General features: G+C 75.3%; 23 protein-coding genes. 5 read left to right on the top strand and 18 right to left on the bottom strand.

Translation table 11 applies throughout. The features are described from left to right. Positions 1–109 precede the first annotated feature (109 nt). The 16 genes from H505_RS52595 to H505_RS0136245 all read right to left on the bottom strand — a co-directional run bounded on the left by H505_RS52595 (position 110) and on the right by H505_RS0136245 (position 13,953). Positions 110–1,609 carry a hypothetical protein gene (locus tag H505_RS52595; RefSeq protein ID WP_157433256.1) on the bottom strand — a complete coding sequence of 500 codons (1,500 nt, stop codon included), beginning with the start codon at positions 1,607–1,609 and terminating at the stop codon, positions 110–112. Between the two features lie 82 nt (positions 1,610–1,691). Beyond that, positions 1,692–2,489 (bottom strand): hypothetical protein, encoded by a 798-nt coding sequence (locus H505_RS0136315; RefSeq protein WP_026405877.1) that lies wholly within the window; start codon positions 2,487–2,489, stop codon positions 1,692–1,694. Positions 2,490–2,598: 109 nt separating this feature from the next. Further along, positions 2,599–3,297, bottom strand: coding sequence for a VIT1/CCC1 transporter family protein (locus H505_RS0136310; RefSeq protein WP_026405876.1), 699 nt, complete (start codon positions 3,295–3,297; stop codon positions 2,599–2,601). Between the two features lie 14 nt (positions 3,298–3,311). Next, positions 3,312–4,577: a prolipoprotein diacylglyceryl transferase gene (gene lgt, locus H505_RS46635; RefSeq protein WP_084551194.1), complete on the bottom strand. Its 1,266-nt coding sequence runs from the start codon at positions 4,575–4,577 to the stop codon at positions 3,312–3,314. A 41-nt stretch (positions 4,578–4,618) separates the two neighbouring features. Further along, a complete protein-coding gene (locus H505_RS46630; RefSeq protein ID WP_064743777.1) occupies positions 4,619–5,470 on the bottom strand; it encodes a DsbA family protein in 852 nt (283 codons plus the stop codon). A gap of 144 nt (positions 5,471–5,614) precedes the next feature. Next, on the bottom strand, positions 5,615–6,466 hold the full coding sequence (locus H505_RS46625; protein ID WP_064743776.1) for a DsbA family protein: 852 nt from the start codon (positions 6,464–6,466) through the stop codon (positions 5,615–5,617). A 133-nt stretch (positions 6,467–6,599) separates the two neighbouring features. Beyond that, positions 6,600–7,094, bottom strand: coding sequence for a vitamin K epoxide reductase family protein (locus H505_RS0136290; RefSeq protein ID WP_051301541.1), 495 nt, complete (start codon positions 7,092–7,094; stop codon positions 6,600–6,602). A 186-nt stretch (positions 7,095–7,280) separates the two neighbouring features. Next, positions 7,281–8,093, bottom strand: a complete 813-nt coding sequence (trpA, locus tag H505_RS0136285) for a tryptophan synthase subunit alpha (RefSeq protein WP_026405874.1) — start codon at positions 8,091–8,093, stop codon at positions 7,281–7,283. Next, positions 8,090–9,328: a tryptophan synthase subunit beta gene (gene trpB / locus H505_RS0136280; RefSeq protein WP_026405873.1), complete on the bottom strand. Its 1,239-nt coding sequence runs from the start codon at positions 9,326–9,328 to the stop codon at positions 8,090–8,092. Before trpB ends, trpA begins: the two co-directional genes overlap by 4 nt. Positions 9,329–9,445: 117 nt before the next feature. Continuing rightward, complete coding sequence (gene trpC, locus H505_RS0136275) at positions 9,446–10,252, bottom strand: indole-3-glycerol phosphate synthase TrpC (protein WP_026405872.1); 807 nt, start codon at positions 10,250–10,252, stop codon at positions 9,446–9,448. Positions 10,253–10,341: 89 nt separating this feature from the next. Then, positions 10,342–10,776, bottom strand: coding sequence for a DUF2752 domain-containing protein (locus tag H505_RS0136270; RefSeq protein ID WP_026405871.1), 435 nt, complete (start codon positions 10,774–10,776; stop codon positions 10,342–10,344). A gap of 90 nt (positions 10,777–10,866) precedes the next feature. Continuing rightward, positions 10,867–11,580 carry a winged helix-turn-helix domain-containing protein gene (locus H505_RS0136265; RefSeq protein ID WP_051301540.1) on the bottom strand — a complete coding sequence of 238 codons (714 nt, stop codon included), beginning with the start codon at positions 11,578–11,580 and terminating at the stop codon, positions 10,867–10,869. Continuing rightward, the gene (locus H505_RS46620; RefSeq protein ID WP_064743775.1) at positions 11,577–12,281 is read right to left on the bottom strand and encodes a TIGR02234 family membrane protein; all 705 of its coding nucleotides are present in this window, start codon (positions 12,279–12,281) and stop codon (positions 11,577–11,579) included. Before H505_RS46620 ends, H505_RS0136265 begins: the two co-directional genes overlap by 4 nt. Continuing rightward, a complete protein-coding gene (gene hisI / locus H505_RS0136255) occupies positions 12,278–12,661 on the bottom strand; it encodes a phosphoribosyl-AMP cyclohydrolase (RefSeq protein WP_157433255.1) in 384 nt (127 codons plus the stop codon). Before hisI ends, H505_RS46620 begins: the two co-directional genes overlap by 4 nt. A gap of 132 nt (positions 12,662–12,793) precedes the next feature. Next, a complete protein-coding gene (locus tag H505_RS0136250; RefSeq protein ID WP_026405868.1) occupies positions 12,794–13,000 on the bottom strand; it encodes a cold-shock protein in 207 nt (68 codons plus the stop codon). 251 nt (positions 13,001–13,251) lie between these two features. Further along, on the bottom strand, positions 13,252–13,953 hold the full coding sequence (locus H505_RS0136245) for a TIGR03085 family metal-binding protein (RefSeq protein ID WP_026405867.1): 702 nt from the start codon (positions 13,951–13,953) through the stop codon (positions 13,252–13,254). Between the two features lie 186 nt (positions 13,954–14,139). Here H505_RS0136245 and H505_RS0136240 point away from each other — a divergent pair, with 186 nt between their 5' ends. The 3 genes from H505_RS0136240 to H505_RS0136230 all read left to right on the top strand — a co-directional run bounded on the left by H505_RS0136240 (position 14,140) and on the right by H505_RS0136230 (position 19,232). Continuing rightward, positions 14,140–16,032 carry an ABC transporter ATP-binding protein gene (locus tag H505_RS0136240; RefSeq protein ID WP_051301539.1) on the top strand — a complete coding sequence of 631 codons (1,893 nt, stop codon included), beginning with the start codon at positions 14,140–14,142 and terminating at the stop codon, positions 16,030–16,032. Further along, complete coding sequence (locus H505_RS0136235) at positions 16,029–17,846, top strand: ABC transporter ATP-binding protein (protein ID WP_026405865.1); 1,818 nt, start codon at positions 16,029–16,031, stop codon at positions 17,844–17,846. The genes H505_RS0136240 and H505_RS0136235 overlap by 4 nt, the downstream gene beginning before the upstream one ends. A gap of 63 nt (positions 17,847–17,909) precedes the next feature. Continuing rightward, on the top strand, positions 17,910–19,232 hold the full coding sequence (locus H505_RS0136230; RefSeq protein ID WP_245592720.1) for a hypothetical protein: 1,323 nt from the start codon (positions 17,910–17,912) through the stop codon (positions 19,230–19,232). 90 nt (positions 19,233–19,322) lie between these two features. On the opposite strand, the gene H505_RS48420 is transcribed toward H505_RS0136230, so the two are convergent. Continuing rightward, positions 19,323–19,949: a phosphorylase family protein gene (locus H505_RS48420; protein ID WP_051301538.1), complete on the bottom strand. Its 627-nt coding sequence runs from the start codon at positions 19,947–19,949 to the stop codon at positions 19,323–19,325. A 142-nt stretch (positions 19,950–20,091) separates the two neighbouring features. On the opposite strand from H505_RS48420, the gene H505_RS0136220 reads away from it, so the two are divergent. Both H505_RS0136220 and H505_RS0136215 read left to right on the top strand, forming a co-directional pair. After that, positions 20,092–20,436, top strand: a complete 345-nt coding sequence (locus tag H505_RS0136220; RefSeq protein WP_026405862.1) for a hypothetical protein — start codon at positions 20,092–20,094, stop codon at positions 20,434–20,436. 19 nt (positions 20,437–20,455) lie between these two features. Beyond that, positions 20,456–21,646 (top strand): winged helix DNA-binding domain-containing protein, encoded by a 1,191-nt coding sequence (locus tag H505_RS0136215; protein WP_026405861.1) that lies wholly within the window; start codon positions 20,456–20,458, stop codon positions 21,644–21,646. 48 nt (positions 21,647–21,694) lie between these two features. Here H505_RS0136215 and H505_RS0136210 read toward each other — a convergent pair whose 3' ends face one another. Then, positions 21,695–22,282, bottom strand: a complete 588-nt coding sequence (locus H505_RS0136210) for a hypothetical protein (protein ID WP_125619589.1) — start codon at positions 22,280–22,282, stop codon at positions 21,695–21,697. Positions 22,283–22,521 lie beyond the last annotated feature (239 nt).

Genomic DNA, 22,521 nt, shown 5'->3' with positions numbered 1-22,521 from the left:
ACGTTTGAACCGGGAAAGCGCGCGTTGCGCCACCGTGCGGGCCGGTTCCGTTCCGTCCGGCGCCGATTCCACGGCCGGGCCGCGGCGCGGACCGCCGCGCCGCGCCGGGTCAGCCGGACGCGCCGGCCGCGCGGGCCAGGACGGCCGGGGCCTTACCGCCCTCGATCAGCATCGACAGCAGCACCTCGTCCGACGCGTCGCCCTTGCCGTCCAGCCGCGCCGCCCACGACACGACCGCGAAGTGGCCCTGCGCGAGCCCGCGCGCCATGCCGAATCCCGCGCCGAACTCCGCCGCGGGCTCCTCGGCCGGCAGCGGCCGGACGAACCCGCCGCCGCGCACCTCGCCGAGCGTCGCGACGAACCGGTCGGCGTCCGCCGCCGACGCCAGGTTGAACACCGCGACCGCCATGCCGTAACCGCCGTCCGCGTCGGCGTACAGGCCGCGGACGGCCTGGCTGCAGCCGCCCCGGCGCAGATCGGCGGCCACGCTCGCGCCCCACACGGCGGCGGCGCAGTCGCCGTCCAGCTTCTGCTCCGCCAGCTTCAGCTCGACCTCGCTCCCGGGGACGGTCAGCGACCGCGCGCTCTTCGGGAACGCCTCGCCGAGCGTCAGCGGCTTCGCGTCCGCCTTGCGGGCGGCGATCCCCCCGTACGCGTCGGACGACGGCGAACTCGAGTACGACGTCGGCGACAGGCCCGTCTCGGCCGCGTTGCCCACCGGCGGCAGCGTCGCACCGCGGGCGTCGTCGCCGTCGGCCCCGCTCGCGACGGCCAGCGCGCCGAACCCGAGCAGCACGACGGCGGCCAGCGCGCCGGCCGCGGCGAAGTACGCCTTCGGCCCGAGCGCCGCGAGCCGCTGCGCCACCGGACGACCGGCGCGCGGCGCACGCCCGTCCGGGCCGGGCCCGTCGGACGCCCCGGGCACCCCGGGCACGCCGGACCGCGGAACCGGCCCGCGCTTGCGGCCCTTCGGCCCCTTGGCGCTCTCGGCCCCCTTCGCACCCTTGCCGGCCTTGGCGTTCCTGCCGTTCTTCGCGGCGCCTTTGCCCTTGCCGGCCTTGCCCGCCCCTCCCCCGGTGCGTGCGTTGCCGGGACGTCCGCCGCGGCGCCGCGCGGCAGGGGGCGGCTCCTCCGGGTACGGCTCCTCCGAGTACGGGCCCTCCTGGTAGCCGCCGGGGTCCCCGTATCCCGCGTCGTAACCGTGGTCGGCGTACCCCGGACCCGCGTAACCGGAGTCCGCGTAGCCGGGATCACCGTAGCCGGGGTTGCCATAGCCGGGGCTGCCATAGCCGGGGTCCGCGTACCCCTGATCGGCGTACCCCTGATCGGCATAGCCCTGAGCGGCGTAACCGGGGTTGGCGTAGCCCTGATCGGGATGACCGGAGTCGCCGTGGCCGGGATCGCCGTAGCCCGCCTCCGGGCGGGGGGCCGGCCGGGGCGCGGGGCCGGGACGGCCGCCGCGGGCCTGGCCGCCCGCCGGGCGGGGTCGCCGCGGCGCCGCGCCCGTCCGTCCGGACGTGCGGCGCGGCGGGGGCTGGCGCCGGGCGGGTCGGCTCATCGGGGCGCGGCGGGGGCCGCCGGGGCGGCGGCCTGGCTCATCGGACTCCACGACGGCGCAGACTACTGCCCGCGGGCCGGTGACACGCGCGTCCCGGCCCGCATCGGGGTCCGGCGCGCCCGCACGGCCCGCGTCACCGGCCGGCCTCGTCGGCCAGGCCGAGCCGCGCCCACACGAAGTCGGCGGGCTTTTCGACGGCCAGGCTCACGTCGATCATCTCGTTGAGCGACGCGGGCTGCCCGCCGCCGGCCCGCTGCACCCAGGTGATCACGGCGTAGTGGCCGTAGTTGCGGGCGTAGGCGGCGCTGAACCCCTTCCCGAAGGCGGGGGCGCCCTCGGGGTTCAGCGGGACGATCCAACCCGCGTTCGTCGCCGGGTCGAGGGTCCGCATGACCTGGTCGGCGCCGGCCTTGTCCTTCATGTTGACCACGATGAACTGGCCGAGCAGCTTCTTGTCGGCGCTGACGTAGGCGGCGCGGCCGATCTGCGTGCAGCCGTGCGCGGCCAGGTCCTGCTGGAGGCGGTCGCCCCAGGTGACGCTCTTGCAGTCGGTGAGCTCGGCGCCGGCCTGCGTGAACGTGTACGGGCCGCTGGCGAGGCTCTTGGCCGACCCGCCGAACGCCTCGGCCTCGGTGACCGCCCGCTGGTCGGCCTCCCGCGAAGCGATCTTGGCGAAGCTCGCGCCGTTGTAGTCCGGGGTGTAGGCCGTCGGCGCGACCTTCGCGACCGCCGGCGCCTTCTCCTCACCGCCGCCCGTCACCAGGACGACCGCCACGACCGCGACGGCCACCACGACGAGCGCGGCGGCCGCACCGAACAGCAGCTTGGGAGCGGGACGCTTCGAACCGGACTTGCCGCCGCCTTCCGGCCGGATGTCCCGCCCGCCCTTGCGCGCCGTCCCGGGGGAACCAGTGTCACGTGCCTCGATCACGCCCGGGAGCTTAGCGGTCGGAGCGCACCTCGCGGGCCGGAAAGGAGGTTTTGTCCCCTGGATGGCCCTAGGTCACGTTTCGGGGGCGGCGCCGCCTTCGCGCGGCCGACTACACGCCGTTGGTCCCGATGAGCGCGCCCACCGCGTAGGTGATCGCCGCGGCGGCCGCGCCGAACGCGAGCTGCCGCAGCCCGCCGAACCACCAGGCGCGCGACGTCACCCGCGACACCAGCGCCCCGGCGCCGAACAGCCCCAGCGCCGCGACCACCCCGGCGGGCCACAGCGACGCCGCGCCCAGCAGGTACGGCAGGACGGGCAGCAGCGCGCCCACCGCGAACGACAGGAACGACGACCCGGCCGCCAGCAGCGGCGACGGCAGCTCGCCGGGCACCACGCCGATCTCCTCCTTGGCGTGCACCTCGAGGGCGTCGTCGGGGTCGCGCGACAGCTGCCGCGCGACCTCGGCGGCGGTCTCGGGGTCCACCCCGCGCGCCTCGAAGACCTGCGCCAGCTCCCGCTGCTCGGAGATCGGGTGCCGGGCCAGCTCGATGCGCTCGATCTCGATCTCGGCCTCGGCCAGCTCCGACTGGGACGCCACGGAGATGTACTCCCCGGCCGCCATCGAGAACGCCCCGGCGGCGAGCCCGGCCAGGCCCGCGAGCAGCACCACCCGCGGGCTCCCCGAACCGCCCGCGATGCCCGCGATCAGCGCGAAGTTGGAGACCAGGCCGTCCATGGCGCCGAACACGGCGGGCCGCAGCCAGCCGCCGGTGACGTCGCGGTGCTCGTGGTGGTTCTCCGCCGTCACCGGTCAGGCCGCCCCTACTTGCCGTCCTTGACGGACCGGGCGTCCTCGGTCTCGCCGTCCGCGGCCGCCTCGTCCGCGGCCGCGCCCTCCGCGGCCTCGACGTCCTCGGCCTTCCCGTTCTCGGCCTTCCCATCCCCGGGCTTCCCGTCCTCGGGCTCGCCGTCCTCGGGCCCGTCCGCCGCGGGGGCCGCGTCCTCGGGACGGTCGTCCCGAGGCGCCTCGTCCTTCGGGGCGTCCTTCGGGGCGTCGTCCTTCGCCTCGTCCTTCGGGGCGTCGTCCTCCGGCGAGTCCTTCGGGGCGTCGTCCTCGGGCGCGTCGTCCACCGGCTCGGCCGGCTTCTCCGGCTCCGCGGCGCCGCCGTCCCCGCCCTCGGCCGTCGCGGACGCGCCGTCGGCCCGCTTCTCCGGGGCCCCGCCCGGGACGTCCCCGGCGAGCTCGGCGCCGACATTCTCCGGGCCGGTGCGGTTGCGGGCGAAGTACATGTAGGCGACGGCCGCCAGGAACACGGCGATCGACGTCCAGTTGTTCAGCCGCATGCCGAGGATCTCGTGGGCGTCGTCGATGCGCAGCGACTCGATCCAGAACCGGCCCACCGTGTACCCGGCGACGTACAGCGCGAACGCGCGGCCGTGGGTCAGCTTGAAGCGGCGGCCCGCCCAGATGACCAGCACGGCGACGCCCAGGCACCACAGCGACTCGTAGAGGAACGTCGGGTGGTAGGTGGCGATGTCGGCGTACTCGGGGTCGAGGGTGATGCCGTCCGCCAGCCGGGGCCGGTTGTCCTGGTCGATCTCCAGCGCCCAGAAGGCGTCCAGCGGCCGCCCGTACAGTTCCTGGTTCCAGTAGTTGCCCCAGCGGCCGATCGCCTGCGCGAGCGCGATGCCGGGCGCGACGGCGTCGGCCATCGCGAACGGGGACACGCCGCGCGTCCGGCAGCCGATGGCGGCGCCGACCCCGCCGAGCGCCACCGCGCCCCAGATGCCGAGTCCGCCCTCCCAGATCTGCAGGGCCCGCATCGGGTCGCCGTCCGCGCCGAAGTACCGCTGGTAGTCGGTCAGCACGTGGTAGAGCCGGCCGCCCACCAGGCCGAACGGCACGGCCCAGACCGCCACGTCGATGACCGTGCCGGGCTGGCCGCCCTTGGCCGCCCAGCGCCGCTCGCCCAGCCATACGGCGACGACGATACCGATGATGATCATGATGGCGTAGGCGCGGATCGGGACGGGCCCGAGGTGCCAGACGCCCTGCGAGGGACTCGGGATGTAGGCGAGCGGCTGCATGAGCGTTGACGTTACCGCCTCCGGCGCCCTCACGTGCCCCGCTATGCCCGCATCGCCGCGTTGCCGGTTCCGGCGGTGTCCCGTCCCGTTCCGGCGGCGTTGCCGGACATGTCGCCGGACGCGCTGCCGGTCGGTGTCGGGGTGCCGCCCCGCGCGTCGGCGACGGCGTCGCGCAGCCCCTCCGGGGTGAGCGCGTCACCGGTGAGCTTGCGGCCGTTCAGCGCCAGGTACGGGGTCGAGTCGACGCCGGCGCGCCCGGCGGCGGCGGTGGCGTCCTCGACTTCCTCGATCTTCTGCATCCGCCGGACGCAGGTGTCGAACGCCTGCCCCGTGATGCCCACCTCGGCCGCCCAGGACACGAGCTGGTCGTCGGTGAACCCTTCGTCGCCCTCCGGCGGCTGGTGGGTGAACAGCTTGTCGTGGTAGGCCACCCAGCGGTCCGCGGGCGCGCACGCGGCGGCGTTCGCGGCGCGGCGCGAGTTCGACATCAGCGGGTCCTGCTGGAAGAGCTGGAACGGCCGGTAGACGACCTTCACGCGGCCCTCGGCGGCCAGTTCCTTGACCGTCGCGCCGAGGCGGTTCTCCAGGGCGCGGCAGGCGGGGCACTGGAAGTCCTCGTAGATCTCCAGGACGGGCGCGGCCACGCCCTGCTTCGCCATCGCGACCGACCCGTCCTGCTGGCGTGCGGCGGGCGCGAGCGGGCCGTCGTACTCGGCGACGGGGTCGGGGCCGCTCTGCCGGCCGGTCACCATGACCACGACGGCGACCACGACGGCGGCCGCCGCGACGGCGCCGAGCACCACCATGAGCGCCCTGCGCCGTTTCGCGCTGGCGGCGTCCCGTGCACGTTCGTCCGCGAGCCGGCGGCGCGCGGAACGCTCATTGTCGGCCATGCTTCGATCCCCCGATCGGCCTGACTGTCAAAGCAGGTCCGAGCGTACCGACGGGGAGCCTTCCCCACACGCTGCGACGCGCGCCGCACGCTCCGTGTTCGCGGGGCGTGCGGCGCGCGTCGTCCGATCGGGCGGGCCGGGCGGTCAGCCCTCGGAGCCCTCGCCGGACGCGGAGGGCGAGGCGGACGGCGACTCCGACGGGGACGCGGACGGCGACTGCGAGGGGGCGGCAGCGGCGGCGGCGTCGACGGTGGCGCGCAGCGTCGCGGGGTTCATCGCGATGCCGTTGTCGAGCTGCTTGCCGTCCAGCCACACCGACGGGGTGCCCTCGACGCCGCGCTGCTCGAGCGCGTACGTCGTCATCTGCTGGACCTTGGCCTCCTGCTTCATGTCCCGCACGCACGACTCCCAGTTCGCGTCCGTGATGCCGATGTCGCGGCCCCACTTGACGAGGTCGTCGGGCGCGAAGCCCTCGCTGCCCTCGCGCGGCTGGAACTCGAACAGCGCGTCGTGGTAGGAGACCCACTTGTCGGCGGGCGCGCAGGCCGCCGCGTTCGCCGACCGCAGCGAGTTGATCTTGATCGGGTCCCGCTGCTGGCCGAACAGGTGGAACGGCCGGTAGACGACCTTGACCTTGCCGTCGAGCGCGAGCTTCTCGATCGTCTCGCCGGTGGCCTCCTCGAAGTCCTTGCAGATGGGGCACTGGAAGTCTTCGAAGACCTCCAGGACCGGCTTCTCCACGCCCGGTTGCGCCATCACGATCGAGCCGTCGTCCTGCCGGGTCAGCGGGGCGAGCTTGCCCTCGTGCGCGACGGCGGTGTTGTTCTTGTCCCGCTGCTCCATGATCAGAACGGTGCCGACGACCACGACGGCCACCGCGACCACCGAGCCGATGACGATGGCGAGCAGCCGCCGCTGCTTCGCCCGCGCGGCCTGCCGCTTGCGCTCGGCGGCCAGGCGCTCCCGCGCGGACCGCTCCCGTGCGGCCTTGCTCATTGACACTCCTATGCGTGGGGGGCCGCGCCGGGTGGGGCGGCGCGGTCCCGGCGGTTCGGTCGTCCCTGCCGGTCGCCTCGGCCGGTCGTCCCGCCGGCCGTTCGCGCCGGCCGGACCGGCCGGCGCGTCCTGCTCAGTCGACCTGACCGATCCGCCGGAATTCGTCGAACAGAACGAGGACGAAGAGCAGGGTAGCGATGACGTGCACACCGGTGCACCACAGGCAGATCTTATGCAGCACCGCGAGTTCGACGGTCACGAGATAGACGACGAACAGCACGCCGACCGCCGTGCTCGCGATCCGCCCCCAGCGCAGCGGCGGCCACTCGGACCGCAGCGCCCACGGGGTGATCAGCGCGGCGAACCCGACGAAGAAGGCCAGCCCGAGGAACGGCATCGGGATGCCGAGCAGGGCCGCGTACTCGCTGGACGTGACCGCGTGGCAGTCGACCGTCGACGACTCCGAGCACACCAGCGCCGCGTCGTCGTAGTGCGTCACGGTCAGGTAGCCGGAGATCCCGAGCCCGGCGATCGTCAGCAGCCAGGCCGGCACCAGGAACCACAACGGGCGCGCCGGCGCTCCCGCCGCCGCGCCGCCGCGCTCCTCCGCCGTCATCTCTTGCGTCATCGTGATCCTCCGGGACCGCCTCCGCTGGCGAACTCACCTTACGGGAGTGCGGCGGTCCCACAAGCATCAACCGATCGGTGCCGCCCGTTCGTTCCCGGATGGATGCGGAACGTCCCCGGGCGCCGCCGCGCGGGCGGTTCCCGGGGACGTCCGGTGGTGCGTCCGGCCGTGCTCCGGCCGGGGCGGTCAGGCGCCGCGGCGGACGCCCGCCGCGAGCTCCTCGGTGAGGGCGCGGACGCCCGCGAGGCCGGCGGCGGCGTCGGGCGCGTCGAGGAGGCGGCGGATGAACGCCGAGCCGACGATGACGCCGTCGGCGAACCCGGCGACCTCGGCGGCCTGGGCGCCGTCGCTCACCCCGAGCCCGAGCCCGATGGGCAGGTCCGCGCCGCCCTTGTCGATCAGCGTCCGGGTGCGCTCGACGAGGCGCGGCGCGCCGGTGTCGACGGCGCCGCGGGCACCGGTGACGCCCATCAGGGACGCGGCGTACACGAACCCGCGGGACACGCTGGTGATCGTCTCGATGCGCTCGTCGGTGGAGCTGAGCGCCACCAGGAACACCCGGTCGAGGCCGTGCGCGTCGGACGCGGCGAGCCAGTCGCCGCCCTCCTCGGGGGTGAGGTCCGGGGTGATGAGCCCGGCCCCGCCGGCGGACGCGAGGTCGCGGGCGAACGCGTCCACGCCGTACCGGTCGACGGGGTTCCAGTAGGTCATGACGAGCGTCGGCGCGCCGGTCGCGGCGACGGCCTCGACGGTGCGGAACACGTCGGCGACGCGGATCCCGCCGACGAGGGCGCGGTGGACGGCGTCCTGGATGGTGGGGCCGTCCATCATCGGGTCGGTGTAGGGCAGGCCGATCTCGATGACGTCGCAGCCGGCGTCGACCATGGTCTTCGCGGCGTCGACGGCGCCCTCGTAGGTGGGGAACCCGGCGGGCAGGTAGCCGACGAGCGCGGCGCGTCCCTCGGCCTTGGCCCGGTCGTAGGCGGTCTTGACGGTCACCGGCCCTCCCCTTCGGGCATCAGGCCGAAGTGGGTGGCGGCCGTGTGCATGTCCTTGTCGCCGCGCCCGGACAGGCAGACGACGATCGTGGCGTCCGGGCCGAGCTCGGCGCCGACCTTGAGGGCGCCGGCGAGCGCGTGCGCGGACTCGATCGCGGGGATGATCCCCTCGGTGCGGCACAGCAGCGCGAACGCGTCCATCGCCTCGGCGTCGGTGATCTCGCGGTACTCGGCGCGGCCGGAATGGTGCAGCCAGGCGTGCTCGGGGCCGACGCCGGGGTAGTCGAGCCCCGCGGAGATCGAGTGGGTCTCGAGGGTCTGCCCGTCGTCGTCCTGCAGCAGGTAGGTGCGCATGCCGTGGATGACGCCGAGGGAGCCGCCGGTGAGGGTCGCGGCGTGCCGGCCGGTGCCGACGCCGTCGCCGCCGGCCTCGAACCCGTACAGCCGGACGGACTCGTCCGGGACGAACGCGTGGAACGCGCCGATCGCGTTGGAGCCGCCGCCGACGCAGGCGACGACGGCGTCCGGGAGCGCGCCGGTCAGGTCGAGGCACTGCCGCCGCGCCTCCGCGCCGATGACCCGGTGGAACTCGCGGACCATCATCGGGAACGGGTGCGGGCCCATGGTGGAGCCGATGCAGTAGTGGGTGTGGTCGACGCTGGCGACCCAGTCGCGGAACGCCTCGTTGACGGCGTCCTTGAGGGTGCGGCTGCCGGTGCCGACCGGGACGACCTCGGCGCCGAGCATCCGCATCCGCGCGACGTTCAGGGCCTGCCGCTCGGTGTCGACCTCGCCCATGTAGACGGTGCAGTCGAGGCCGAGCAGGGCCGCGGCGGTGGCGGTGGCGACGCCGTGCTGGCCCGCGCCGGTCTCGGCGATGATGCGGGTCTTGCCCATCCGGCGGGTGAGCAGCGCCTGCCCCAGCACGTTGTTGATCTTGTGTGAGCCGGTGTGGTTGAGGTCCTCCCGCTTGAGCAGCACGCGGGCGCCGCCCGCGTGCTCGGAGAACCGCTTCGCCTCGGTCAGCAGGCTGGGGCGGCCCGCGTAGTCCGCGAGGAGCCCGTCGAGCTCCGCGGTGAACGCGGGGTCGTGCTTGGCGGTCTCGAACTCGCGGGTGAGTTCGTCCAGCGCCGCCATCAGCGCCTCGGGGGCGAACCGCCCGCCGAAGGGCCCGAAGCGGCCCTGCGCGTCCGGCAGGGCGTCGGGCACGGCGGCGCCCGCGGTATCGGTGGTCATGAGAGAACGTGTCCTGTCGTGGCGTGTGGGAGGTGTCCGGTCAGCAGAGGATGGACCGGCCCCGCCATCGCTCGTGCAGCGGTTCGACCTGCATGCCCGTACCCTACCGGTCCGCCGTCAGCCGCTCTGCCGGAGCGCGGGGTGCGCGCCGGCGGCGACGAGGTCGGCGACGGCGGCGCGCGGGTCGCGGCCGATGACCAGGCTCTCCCCCACCAGCACCGCGTCGGCGCCGGAGGAGGCGTAGGACAGCAGGTCGTGCGGGCCGCGCACGCCGGACTCGGCGACCTTCACCGCCCCCTTGGGCAGCAGCGGCGCGACCCGGGCGAACACGCCGCGGTCGACCTGCAGGGTGCGCAGGTCGCGGGCGTTGACGCCGATGACCTTGGCGCCGGCCGCCGCGGCCCGCTCCGCCTCCTCCTCGGTGTGGACCTCGACGAGCGGGACGAGCCCGATGGACTCGGCGCGCTCGATCAGCGACACCAGGGCGTCCTGCTCGAGGGCGGCGACGATCAGCAGCGCCATGTCGGCGCCGTGGGCGCGCGCCTCCCACAGCTGGTAGGAGGTGACGATGAAGTCCTTCCGCAGGACGCACACGTCGACGTTGGCGCGGACCTCGGCGAGGTCGGCGAGGCTGCCGCCGAACCGGCGCCGCTCGGTCAGCACGCTGATCACCTTCGCGCCGCCGGCCGCGTAGTCGCGGGCCAGCGCGGCGGGGTCGGCGATGGCGGCGAGCGCGCCCTTGGACGGGCTGCTGCGCTTGACCTCGGCGATCACCGAGACGCCGGGGCCGCGCAGCGCGGCCAGCGCGTCCCGGGGCGGCGGGGCGGTCGACGCCTTCTCCTTGAGGGCGTCGAGCGGGACCTCGCGCTGCCTGTCGGCGAGATCGGCTCGGACGCCTTCGATGATCTCGTCCAAAACGCTCAAGGTGACAGGCCCCCTATTTCAGGTCGATCCGTGCACCGATCGTAGCCGCCCCTCCGGACGCTTCTCGCAGCAGGGCGGTCAGGTGCCGGTCAGGGCGCGAGGGCCTGCGCGAACGGCAGGTTCCGCAGCACCCAGTACACGACGATCACGCCCAGGAACGCGAAGACGGGCACGGGCCGGAACAGCGCGGACCGCATCGGCCGGCCGCGCGCGCTGAGCACGGCCCACCGCCCGTACAGGTAGCCGAAGACGGGCAGCAGCAGGAACATCAGCGGGTTGAGCCCGAAGGCGGCGCCCACGTCGCCGTGCGTCAGGGCGTGCACCATCCGGGTCATGCCGCAGCCGGGGCAGTAGAGCCCGGTCAGCGTGAGGAACGGGCAGGACGGGTAGTGGCCCGCCTCGTTCGGGTCGACGAACGCGACGAGCGTCGCGCCGGCGGCCGCCCCGGCGAGCACGGCGGCGTGCGGCAGCAGGGCCCGGACCCGCCGCCTCGGCGGCGCCGACGGGTGCGCGTGCGCGGTCATGCGCCCAGCGTAGAGGCACCCGGACCGCCCGGCACGGCGACCGCGCGGCACGGGGACCGCCCGGCACGGCGACCGCGCGGGCCGCGGGGTTCAGGCGTCCAGGACGTAACCGACGCCGCGGACGGTGCGGATGGGGCCGTCGTGGTGGGCGCCGACACCGAGCTTGGCGCGGAGCTGGGCGATGTGGACGTCCACGGTGCGGCTCCCGGCGCCCGCGCCCGGCCCCCAGGCGGCGTCGAGGAGCTGCTCGCGGGTGAAGACCCGGCCGGGATTGGTCATCAGGAACTCGAGCAGGTCGGACTCGGTGCCGGTGAGGACGACGCGGCGTTCGCCGACGGCGGCGGTGCGGCGGCGCGGGTCGAGGGCGAGCGGTCCGGCGCGCAGCGGGCCGGGCGGGCCGCCCGGCCGGGCGGCGGCGCCGCGCAGGGCGTCGGTGACGGCCGCGACGAGGACGCGCGGGGCGAAGGGCCGGTCGACGCGCCGCGGCCGGGGCGCGGCGGTGCGGAGGCCGCCCGGGGGGCCGCCGGTCACCACGACGGGCGCGGGACCCGCCGCGTCGGCGGTGCGGCGGTACAGGTCGGCGGGGCGGGCGGCGGAGGACAGGTCGAGGACGACGGCGTCGGGCCGGGCGCGCGCGGCCGCGGCGGGGGCGCGGCCGGGGTCGGGGGGGGGGCGGCGGGGGCGGCCGGGGTCGGGCTCGATCCGCACCCGCAGGCCCTCGCGGGCGAGGTAGCGGCGCTGGAGTTCGGCGACGGCGGCGTCGTGCTCGGCGACCAGGACGAGCCGCGGGCCGCCCGCGCTCACGATCCGCCGTTCCGGGCGGCCGCGCCTTCGCCGTCCCGGACGGGCGCCGGGGAGTCCCCGGGTCCGGCTTCGTCGGCGTCGGTGGAGTCGTCGGCGTCGGTGGGGTCTTCGACGTCGTCGGCGTCGGTGGGGTCCTCGCCGCGGTCGAGCGACTTCCACATGGCGGACGGGTCGTCGCCGGCCGGTGCGCGGCGCGGCCCGGGCGCGGCGGGGCCGGTGCGCTCGTAGCGGGCGGACATGCCGGGCCAGCGGGAGCCGCGCAGCAGCGTGACCAGCCCGGCGGCGACGAGCAGGACGCCGCCCGCGACCGACACCGTCCACCACGCGTTGACGTGCACGGACGGGTCGGCGCCGAGCTTGAGCAGGGCGCTGTCGTCGAGGGCTTCGGCGGCGACGTGGGAGGCGCGCGCGGACGTCGCGGCCGCGTAGCCGACGCCGACGCCGAACAGCGCGATGAGGGCGCCGACGGCGGCGCGGACGCGGCCGCGGGTGGCGAACAGGGCGGCGAGGCCGGCGAGACCGGCCCAGCCGAGGGCGCCGGGCGCGCCGCCGAGGTCGCCGCCGGTCAGCTCCCGGGCGAACGGGGTGATGGCCCCGTCGGCCGTGACGGTCGCCCAGGTACGCCCGGCGGCGAGCAGGACGAGCCCGGCGCCGGCGGCGCACAGCAGGGCGGTGAGCCCGCGTTCCCGCGCGGGCGTCATGATCCGTCGGCGGGACGTTCCCCGACGACGGCGTCCAGGACGTCGGCGTCCCAGCAGGTGCGGTCTCCGGTGTGGCAGGCGGCGCCGACCTGGTCGACCTTCACGAGGATCGCGTCGCCGTCGCAGTCGAGCGCGACCGACTTGACCCACTGCTGGTGCCCGGAGCTCTCGCCCTTCACCCAGTACTCCCGGCGGCTGCGCGACCAGTAGGTGCAGCGGCCGGTGGTGAGGGTGCGGTGGAGGGCCTCGTCGTCCATCCAGGCCAGCATGAGCACCTCGCCGGTGTCGTACTGCTGGGCGATGGCGGGGACGAGACCGTCGTCGCTCCGCTTGAGGCGATCGGCGATCTTGGGGTCCAGGTTGGACGGTGGAACCGGCATGGGATCCATTGTGCCCGCTGCGGCGCGGTGCGCGGCACGCCCCCCGCCGTGCGCCGCGCGGCGTGTCGGGACACGAAAGGACCCGCCGTCCCCGGGAGCGGGGCGACGGGCCCAGACGTACGACTTCGGGTGTTACAGGGGGACGACCTGGTCGGCCTGCGGACCCCGGTTACCCTGCGTCACCTCGAACTGGACGCGCTGGTTCTCGTCCAGAGTGCGGTACCCGGAGGTCTGGATCGCCGAGTAGTGCACGAAGACGTCCGGCCCGCCGCCGTCGACGGCGATGAAGCCGAAGCCCTTCTCGGCGTTGAACCACTTCACGGTGCCCTGCTGGGGCATGTCTTTCTCCTTGCGGCAAAACATGGGCCCACACCTCGCGGGCCCGGCGCGGTCGCTGCGGTACGCCCTCGCCCCCGGTACGGTCCCGGAAAAGCCAAAACGCCCGCTGCCATCAGTCCGCGGGCGTCTGACAAACGATCGAGAACCACGACTGCAACCGACCGCCCCACCGTATCACCGCTTCCGCGTAAAGCGGAGGAGCCGCAAGCCCTGTGTTTCTCCTCTCGGCGAACCTTGCCGTTACCTGCCCGTTAAAGACTCCAACCGGTCTCGGTCAGGGTCTTGACAGAGTCCGTATCGCCTTCGAGGCGCACGTCGGCGGCGTCGCGGCGGCCGAGCGCCCATAGGACGAGTTCGCCGACCGGGCCGTGCACGCGGACTCCGCGGGAGCCCGCGCCGGCGGCGCCGCCGGGGGCTCCCGGGGCGCCGGCGCGCGCTCCGCGGGGCCCGCGGGAGACGCGTGCGGCCTGCCCGTCGGGCCGCACGAACGTTACCTCCACGTGAACATTTCTTAGGACAAAGCGGGCAATTCTTATCCGTCGCCAGAGGACTCTCTCGAGATCGGGCGAGATCTCGCGGGGCTCCGCGCCCTCCCCGGCCCGCCGGACGTCCTCATGGTGGACAAAGAACTCGACGGCGTTGGCGTTTTCCTCCATGCCGGGAAGCGCGAACGGGGAGTACTTCGGCGGACCGTGCCGGAATCGGTCGACGAGCCGGTCGAACGGGACGTCCGCCGCCCGGCTCCGCACGCGCTCCTCGTAGAAGGACAGCGGGGGAAGCAGTATTCCGGCCGCGGCGTCCGGGCGCCCCTCCCGGACGACCAGGTGCGCGGCGAGGTCCCGCGCGTCCCAGCCCTCGCAGAGGGTCGGGGCCCCGGGCCCGGCCGCGGCCAGCGCGTCGGCCAGCAGCCGCCGCTCGCGGCGGGCGGGCCCTTCGTGCGCGGTGCTTCGCATTGGATGATCGTAGGCCCCGCCGGACAGGTCGGGAATAACGGGCGTACCGCCATGGTAGGGAATATCCGGGCCCGCAGCCCCCCGCCGTCCGCACGCGGGGGCGTATCCCCGGGCGCCCGCCGTGATCGAGGAGTCGCCGTGTCGCCTGCGTCCAGACGTGTCAGCCCGTCCGTCCTCCGGGAGGGGATGCGCGTGCTGTGGGTCGCCGTGCGGGCGGAGCCGCGGGTGTTCGCGGTGTCGGTGCTCGCCAGCGCCCTGTACGCGGCGATGACCGTGGCGACGGCCGAGGTGCTCGGCACCGTGACCCAGGACGTCGTCCTGCCCGCGTTCGAGGAGGGGCGGGCCGCCGCGGGGGCGCTCGCGGCCGCCTCGGCGGCGATCGTCGGGGTGGCGGCGCTCAAGGCCCTGGGCGTGGCCGGGCGCCGCTTCTACGCGGGGCTGATGCAGTACCGGATGCAGGCGAAGTACCGGCGCGAGGTGACCCGCCAGTACCTGCGGCTGCCGCTGGCCTGGCACCACCGGCACCCGACGGGGCAGCTCCTGTCGAACGCCAACGCCGACGTGGAGGCGGCGTGGGCGCCGATCGCGCCGCTGCCGATGGCGGTCGGCGTGGTGTTCATGCTGCTGATCTCGGCGGTGTCGATCCTGCTCACCGACGTCGCGGTCGCCGCCGTCGGGTTCCTGGTCTTCCCGGCGATCGCGCTGGTCAACGTGCTGTACCAGCGCCGCCTGGCGCCGGTGGCGACGCACGCGCAGCGGCTGCGCGCCGAGGTCAGCGAGGTCGCGCACGAGAGCTTCGAGGGCGGCCTGGTGGTCAAGACCCTCGGCCGGGAGGCCGCCGAGACGGAGCGGTTCGCGGCGGCCGCCGGCGAGCTGCGGGACGCCAACGTCGCCGTCGGGCGGCTGCGCGGCCTGTTCGACCCCGTGCTGGAGGCGCTGCCGAACCTGGGCGTGCTGGCCGTCCTGCTGATCGGGTCGCTGCGGCTGGAGGCGGGCGCGATGACCGCGGGCGACCTGGTGCACGTGGCGTACCTGTTCACGCTGCTGTCGTGGCCGATCCGGGCGCTCGGCTGGGTGCTGGCGGAGGTGCCGCGCAGCGTCGTCGGCTGGGAGCGGGTCCGGGGCGTGCTGGACGCGAGCGGGTCGCTGCCGTACGGGGACCAGGCGCCGGGCGGGGCCGGCGCGGCGGCCGCGGCGATGGAGGTCCGGGGCGTCCGGTTCGCGTACGAGACCGACGAGCACGCCGACCTGGGCGAGAACGGGAGCGGCCCCGCCGACGGCGGCGCGAACGGGAACGGAAACGGGAGCGGGAACGGGCCGCGACACGTCCTGCACGACGTGTCGTTCGCGGTCCGGCCGGGCCGCACCGTCGCGGTGGTGGGGCCGACCGGGTCCGGGAAGTCGACGCTGACGTCGCTGCTCGTCCGGCTGGTGGACCCGGCGGACGGCTCGGTCCTGCTGGACGGCGTGGACCTGCGGGACGTGCGGCGCGGCGGCGTCGCCGAGACGGTCGCGCTCGTCCCGCAGCAGACGTTCCTGTTCGACGACACCGTCCGCGGCAACGTGACGCTCGGGCTGGACGCGCCGGACGAGCGGGTCTGGGAGGCGCTGCGGCTCGCGCAGGCCGACGGGTTCGTGGCGGCGCTGCCCGACGGCCTCGACACGCGGGTCGGGGAGCGGGGCGCGACGCTGTCGGGCGGGCAGCGGCAGCGGCTGGTGCTGGCGCGCGCGCTGATCCGGCGGCCCCGGCTGCTAGTGATGGACGACGCGACGTCGGCGGTCGACCCGCAGGTCGAGGCGCGCATCCTGCGGAACCTGCGCGAGCACGGCGCGGACGGCGAGGGCGCCGGGGGCGGCTCGAGCGTGGTCGTCGTCGCGTACCGCAAGGCGACGATCGCGCTGGCCGACGAGGTCGTCTTCCTGGAGCACGGCCGGGTGACGGCCCGCGGCGCGCACGCCGAGCTGCTGGAGACGTCCGAGGGCTACCGCGACCTGGTGAACGCCTACGACGAGACCGAAGGCGAGCGGCCGGGCCTGGACGGCACCGCCGTCGAGGGCGGCGAGGAGGCCCTGGCATGACGGTTCTGAACACCCCCGAGAGGGCGGCCGGGGCCCCGCGGGGCCTCGACGACGCGACCGACGAGGGCGCGCTCAGCACGCTGCGGCGCGGGCTGCGGCTCAGCCCGGAGTTCACGGCTGGCCTGACCGTGACGCTGCTGCTGGCGCTGGTGTCCACGGCGGGGCGCGTGGTGGTGCCGATCGCCGTCCAGCAGACGCTCGACAAGGGCCTCGGCGGCCCGGGCGGCCCGGACATCGGGTTCATCCGCACGGCCGTGCTGGTGTGCGCGGTGGCGGTGCTGGTGACGGCGGTGGCGTCGTACCTGATGAACGTGCGGCTGTACAGGACGTCCGAGGGCGGCCTGGCGACGCTGCGCGTGAAGGCGTTCCGGCACGTGCACGACCTGTCGATGCTCACCCAGAGCGGGGAGCGCCGCGGGTCGCTGGTGTCGCGGGTGACGGGCGACGTCGACCAGATCAGCCAGTTCATGCAGTCGGGCGGGCTGATGTTCATCGTCTCGATCGGGCAGCTGGTCGTGGCGAGCGTCCTGATGCTGGTGTACTCGTGGCAGCTCGCGCTGCTGGTGTGGCTGGCGTTCCTGCCGCTGGCGTTCGCGCTGCGCCGCTTCCAGCGGGTCATCTCCGCGGCGTACATGCGGGTGCGGGAGCGGATGGGCGACCTGCTGGCGGCGGTGAGCGAGTCGGTGGTGGGCGCGCCGGTCATCCGCGCGCACGCGGTGGAGGAGCGCACCGGGCGGCGCGTGGAGGAGACGGTGGACGCGCACCGCGTCGCGCAGACGCGGGCGCAGGCGATGGTGGCGCTGACGTTCCCGGTGAGCGAGCTGGTCGCGGCGGTCGCGACGGCGGCGGTCGTGGTGGCCGGGGTGCTGCTGGGCGTCGCCGGGGACCTGACGGCCGGGGAGCTGGTGGCGTTCCTGTTCCTGGTGACGCTGTTCGTCAGCCCGATGCAGACCGCGACCGAGGTGTTCAACCAGGCGCAGAACGCGATCGCCGGGTGGCGGCGGGTGCTGGGCGTGCTCGACGTCGCCCCGGACGTGGCGGACCCGGGCGAGGACGGCGAGACGCTGCCGCGCGGCCCGATCGAGGTGCGGTTCGAGTCCGTGGGGTTCGCGTACCCCGGCGGGCCGCCCGTCCTGCACGAGGTGGACGCGACGATCGCGCCGCGCAGCCGCGTCGCGGTCGTCGGGCAGACCGGGTCGGGCAAGACGACGTTCGCGAAGCTCCTCACCCGGCTGATGGACCCGGCGTCCGGGCGGGTGCTGGTGGACGGGGTGCCGCTGGACCGGGTGCGGTTCTCGTCGCTGCGGGAGCGGATCGTGATGGTGCCGCAGGACGGCTTCCTGTTCGACGCGTCGCTCGCCGACAACATCCGGTACGGGCGTCCGGACGCGACGGACGACGACCTGGCGCGCGCGGTGGCGGAGCTGGGGCTGGCCGACTGGCTCGACGGGCTCCCGAAGGGCCTGGAGACGCCCGTCGGGCAGCGCGGCGAGTCGCTGTCGGCGGGCGAGCGGCAGCTCGTCGCGCTGGCCCGCGCCTACATCGCCGACCCGGACCTGCTGGTGCTGGACGAGGCGACGTCGGCGGTCGACCCGGCGACGGAGGTGCGGATCCAGCGCGCCCTGGACGGCGTGACGCGCGGCCGCACGGCGATCTCGATCGCGCACCGGCTGTCCACGGCGGAGGCGGCCGACGAGGTCATCGTGTTCGAGGCGGGACGGATCGTGCAGCGCGGGCCGCACGCGGAGCTGGTGGCCCGGCCGGGCGTCTACGCCGACCTGCACGCGTCCTGGGCGGCGCAGCGCGCGCTGTGACGGACATGACTACCTGCGGTAAAGCACTTGCCCGTTATCTGGTCCAGTGCGCATTCTGCTGAGGTGAGCAATGAGGTCGTGATGGAATCGGCGAGGACGCTGCACGGACAGCTGCAGCGAGGACTCGGCAGGGCCGCGCGCCGCGCGGCGGACAGGCCCGGTTCGGGCGAGTACGTCTACGACTGCATCCGCAGGGATCCCCGGTGGGACCCGCAATGCGAGTCGCGGGGCCTGTACTACGCCCGGTTGCTGGTGGATCTGGAGCTTCCGGCGGGGCCGGTGGCCGAGCATCTGTTCCATCCGTCCGACCATGTCGACGAGGACCCGTGGCGGGTCCAGCTCGCGTTGCAGGTGCTGTCGGACCTGGTGCGGTTGAGCCGGCGGGAGGCCGCCGCGCCGCTGCGGCGGTACGCCGAGGAGGGCGCGCACTGGTTCGACGCGCTGGTGGAGCTGATCGAGCTGGGCGACCCCGCGCTGACGCTCGGGCTGGACGAGGTCGTCGCGGCCCGCTGCGACGACGGCGACCTCGAGCAGCTGGTGCCGGCGGAGCAGAACCCGGTGATCGACGCGTGGGCGGCGCGGCAGCCGCGGATCGCCGACGCGCTGGGGCGCAGCCGCGAGCGGGCCCGCAACCGGGCGCTGCTGCGGGCGCGGGCGCGGGCGGCCGGCCCGCCGCTGCGGCCGGCGCCGGCGGGCGGGGCGCGGGGCCCGGCCGACGACGCGCCGGACCCGGCGGCCCGCACCGAGGCCGAGCTGCTCGAGGCGGCCCGGCGGCGCGGGCCCGGCACGATTGCGGCGATCTTCGAGCTGGGGCGGCGGCGGACGCTCGCGCTGCTCGACCTCGCCGAGGAGATGCTGCCGGAGCGTCCGGGCCGGTTCGGCGCCGCGGTGTGCCGGGCGCTGTCGCAGTACGGGCCGGAGACGCTGCCGCGGGCGCGCGCGTGGGCCGCCGCGAAGGGCGGGTGCGAGGACGTGGGGCTGCGGATCCTCGCGCGCCACGGAACCCGGCAGGACATCCCCCTGCTGATGGACGAGCTACGGGAGACGGTCGAGAAACGCGAATGGGGCGGGGCGGCGAGTCCCGTCGAGGGCCTCGGGCGGCTGCGCGCCGGCGAGGCCGTCCCGCTGCTGAAGGACGCCTGGACCGAATCCACCTACGCCTACCTGCGGCCGCGCCTGCTGGCCGCGCTCGCCCGCACCGCGCCGCACACCGCCGAGTCCTACGCCGTCGAGGGGCTGTGGGACTGCGAGTCGGACGTCCGCGAGGAGGCCGCGCGGTCCGCGCCGCTGACCCGGGACACGCGCCTGCGCCTGCAACGCCTGCATCACGACGTGGCAGAGGAACCCGAGGTGCGGGCCGCCGCGGCCGCCCGCGCGGTCGGCTGACCCCCGCGTCCCGCCGGTTCCCGCCTTCCCGGCCCCCCGCCCCGTGCTCGCGCGCCGTGCTCGCGCGCCGTCCGGTGCCCGGCCGACGCGCTACGGGCCGTCCGGTGCCGCCGCCCAGCGCTCCAGGGCCGGGCCGATGCGCGCCAGGGTCCGCCAGGCGGCCGCGCCCCGGACGAGCGTGCCCGGGCTCCACAGCGGCCGGCGCGGCCCGTCCACGATGACCCGGACGGCCGCGATGGGGCGGCCCGGCGCCGCCGCGGCGAGCACCGCCGTCTCCATGTCGACGGCGCGGGCGCCCCGCGCGGCCAGCCGGGCCCGTCCGGCGCCGCCGACGACGTCCGGGGAGGTCAGCAGCGGGCCGACCAGCACCCCGGCCCCCGCCCGGGCCCGCTCCCCCGCCGGGCCGCCGGCCAGGGCGTCCGCCAGTTCCTCCGCCAGGGCGTCCGCGAGGGCCTGCGGCCGCGGGCACGGCACCGGCGGCCCGGCGCCCCGGACCTCGTCCGCGACCAGGACGTCCCCGGGGCGCAGCCGCGCGTCCAGCGCGCCGCCGAACCCCACCACCGCGAGGACCCCGCCGGACGCGGGCGGCCCGCGGCGGGCCCGGTAGCCGACGACCACGACGGGCGCGCGGGCGAGGCCGCGCCGCACCGCGCGGGCCTCCAGGCGCAGCGCGGCGCAGACGACGAGCCCGCCGGGCGCGGCGGCGTCCTCCCGCACACGTTCCAGAAGATCACGGCGGTGCCCGCCGTTCCAGCCGGGGCGCGCCCGGCGAGCGTCACCGTCCGGTACTACTTTCGCATCGCGAAGTTCAGCCTCCCGGAGGGCGACCGGCCGGGGCCCGCCCTCTTAGACTCCCTCCATGACCAACTCGCTTGCCCGGCGGAAGCTGGCCATCCTCCCCGTTCTCCTGCTGCCCTTCGGCGCGGTCGCCGCGTGCAGCGCGACGAACGCCGAGACCGACTGCGGCGTGAACTCCTGCACCGTGACCTTCGACCGGGGCGTCGAGGCGAGCGCGTCGATCCTCGGCGTGGACGCCGAACTCGTCAGCGTCCAGGGCGAGACCGTCACCCTCGCCATCGAGGGCAACAACATCACCCTCCCGGTCGGCGACGGCGAGCAGGGCGAGGAGGCCGAGGGCTTCGACGTCTCGGTGAAGTCGGTGACGCAGGACAAGGTCGTCGTCGAGATCACCGCGAACCCCTGACCGGACTACACTCTCGTACATGCGTTCGATGAGCGTCGCGGAGCGGCGCGCCCGGCTCGGGCGACGGCACAGGCTGGCCGCGATGTCCAGGACCGACGACGTCCCGGACATCGCCCGCTCCCTGGTCGTCCTGCACGCCACCGACCCGGCGACGGTGTTCCTGTCCGTCGCGGCGCGCAGCGTGCGGGCGGACCCGGCGGCGGTCGAGCGCGCCCTCTACGACGACCGGACGCTGCTGCGGATGCTGGCGATGCGGCGGACGATGTTCGTCGCCCCCACCGAGCTGGTGCCCGTCCTGCAGGCGTCCACGGCCGACGCGCTCGCGGTCAAGCAGCGCGCCACCTACGCCCGCATGATCGAGAAGGGCCTCCTCGACCGGGACCCGGGGCTCACCGACGTCCCCGCGTGGTTCGCCGAGGTCGAGGAGGCCGCGCACCGGGCGCTGCTGGCGCGCGGCGAGGCGACCGGCGCGCAGCTCAGCGCGGACGAGCCGCTGCTGCGCACCCGGGTGGACCCGGCGCCCGGCAAGTCCTACTCCAGACCCACCGGCATCACCACGTGGGTGCTGGTCGTCCTCGGCTGCGCGGGCCGCATCGTGCGGGGGCGCCCGAACGGGTCGTGGACCAGCAGCCAGTACCGGTGGGCGCCCGTCGAGGCGTGGCTGCCGGGCGGCATCGCGCCGATGCCCGCCGACGACGCCCGCACCGGACTGGTCGAGCGGTGGCTGCGGGCGTTCGGGCCCGCGCCCGTCTCCGACCTCAAGTGGTGGACCGGCTGGACGGCCGCGCAGGTGAAGAAGGCGCTCGCGCCGCTCGACACCACCGAGGTCGACCTCGGCGGCACCACCGGGATCGTCCTCGCCGACGACCTGGAGCCGGTCGGGGCCCCCGAACCGTGGGCGGCGCTGCTGCCCGCCCTCGACCCCACTCCGATGGGCTGGCAGGACCGCGACTGGTTCCTCGGCGAGCACCGTCCCGCGCTGTTCGACCGCAACGGCAACATCGGCCCGACGGTCTGGTGGGACGGCTGCGTCGTCGGCGGCTGGGCGCAGCGGCCGGACGGCGAGATCGCGCTGCGCTTCCTCGAGGACGCGGGCGCCGAGGCGCGCGCGGCCGCCGAGCGGGAGGCCGAGCGGATCGCCGCCTGGTACGGCGACGTCCGCGCGGTCCCGAGGTTCCGCACGCCCCTCGAACGCGAACTCTGCTCCTGACCCGCCGGCCGCGGCGCGCGCCCTCGCGCGGGCGCCGGTACGCGGGCGTCAGTACGGGTAGGGCGGGCCGGTCACGGCGGCGGCGCGGCGCCGGGCCGCGCTGCGCCGCAGCATGATCACCGGCAGCGACGCGAGGGCGACGACCACGAACCCCAGCGACAGGAAGAACGCCAAACCGAGGTACAGCAGGGACGCGTCGTCCGGCTGCACCCGGATCCAGCCGCCCGTCCCCTGGCACGCCACCTGCGCCTGCCCGGTGACCGGCGAGGTGAACGTCGCCGCGTACGCGTAGTTCTCGACGTCCGACGCCACCCAGGAGTGCTCCGTGGTCAGCCGGACCGGGATCGTCCGCTCCCCCGCCACGACGGCGCAGGACTGCGGCTCCGAAGCGCCGGCCCGCACGTAGACGAAGTAGCCGTACCCCTCTTCCAGGCGGAGCGTCACGCCCGACTCGGGGCCTTCCGACGAGGGCCCGTCGGCGACCTCCGAGTCCGTCCACAGCAGCGCGAACGCGCCGAAGAAGACCAGCACGGCCAGGACGCCGAAGGCGATCGGCAGCGCGTACCAGCCCGCGGCGGGCCGGATGGGCGGCGGCGGCCCGGCCGAGCCGGCCGCCCCCACGGGCGGCGTTCCCATCGGCAGATTCGCCCCTGGCCACATGGCGTCCCCCTGCTGTTCCCCCTGATCAGGATCGGTCCCGTCCACGATCTCATCCGGAGGGCCCGTCCACCAGACGGGGGGCCGCCCCGGCACCCGCCACCTGTCCCGAACGCGGTTCGGAACGGGTTCCGCCGGGGCCCCTGGTGCCCGCCGGACGGCCGTGACCGGTGTGACGGCGGGGATTCGGCGCGGCATGAACGGTTACGTATGGTCGT

Origin of the sequence: Actinomadura rifamycini DSM 43936 (assembly GCF_000425065.1) — a bacterium.
GTDB lineage: Bacteria > Actinomycetota > Actinomycetes > Streptosporangiales > Streptosporangiaceae > Spirillospora > Spirillospora rifamycini.
This window is presented reverse-complemented; position numbering and strand designations above follow the sequence as displayed.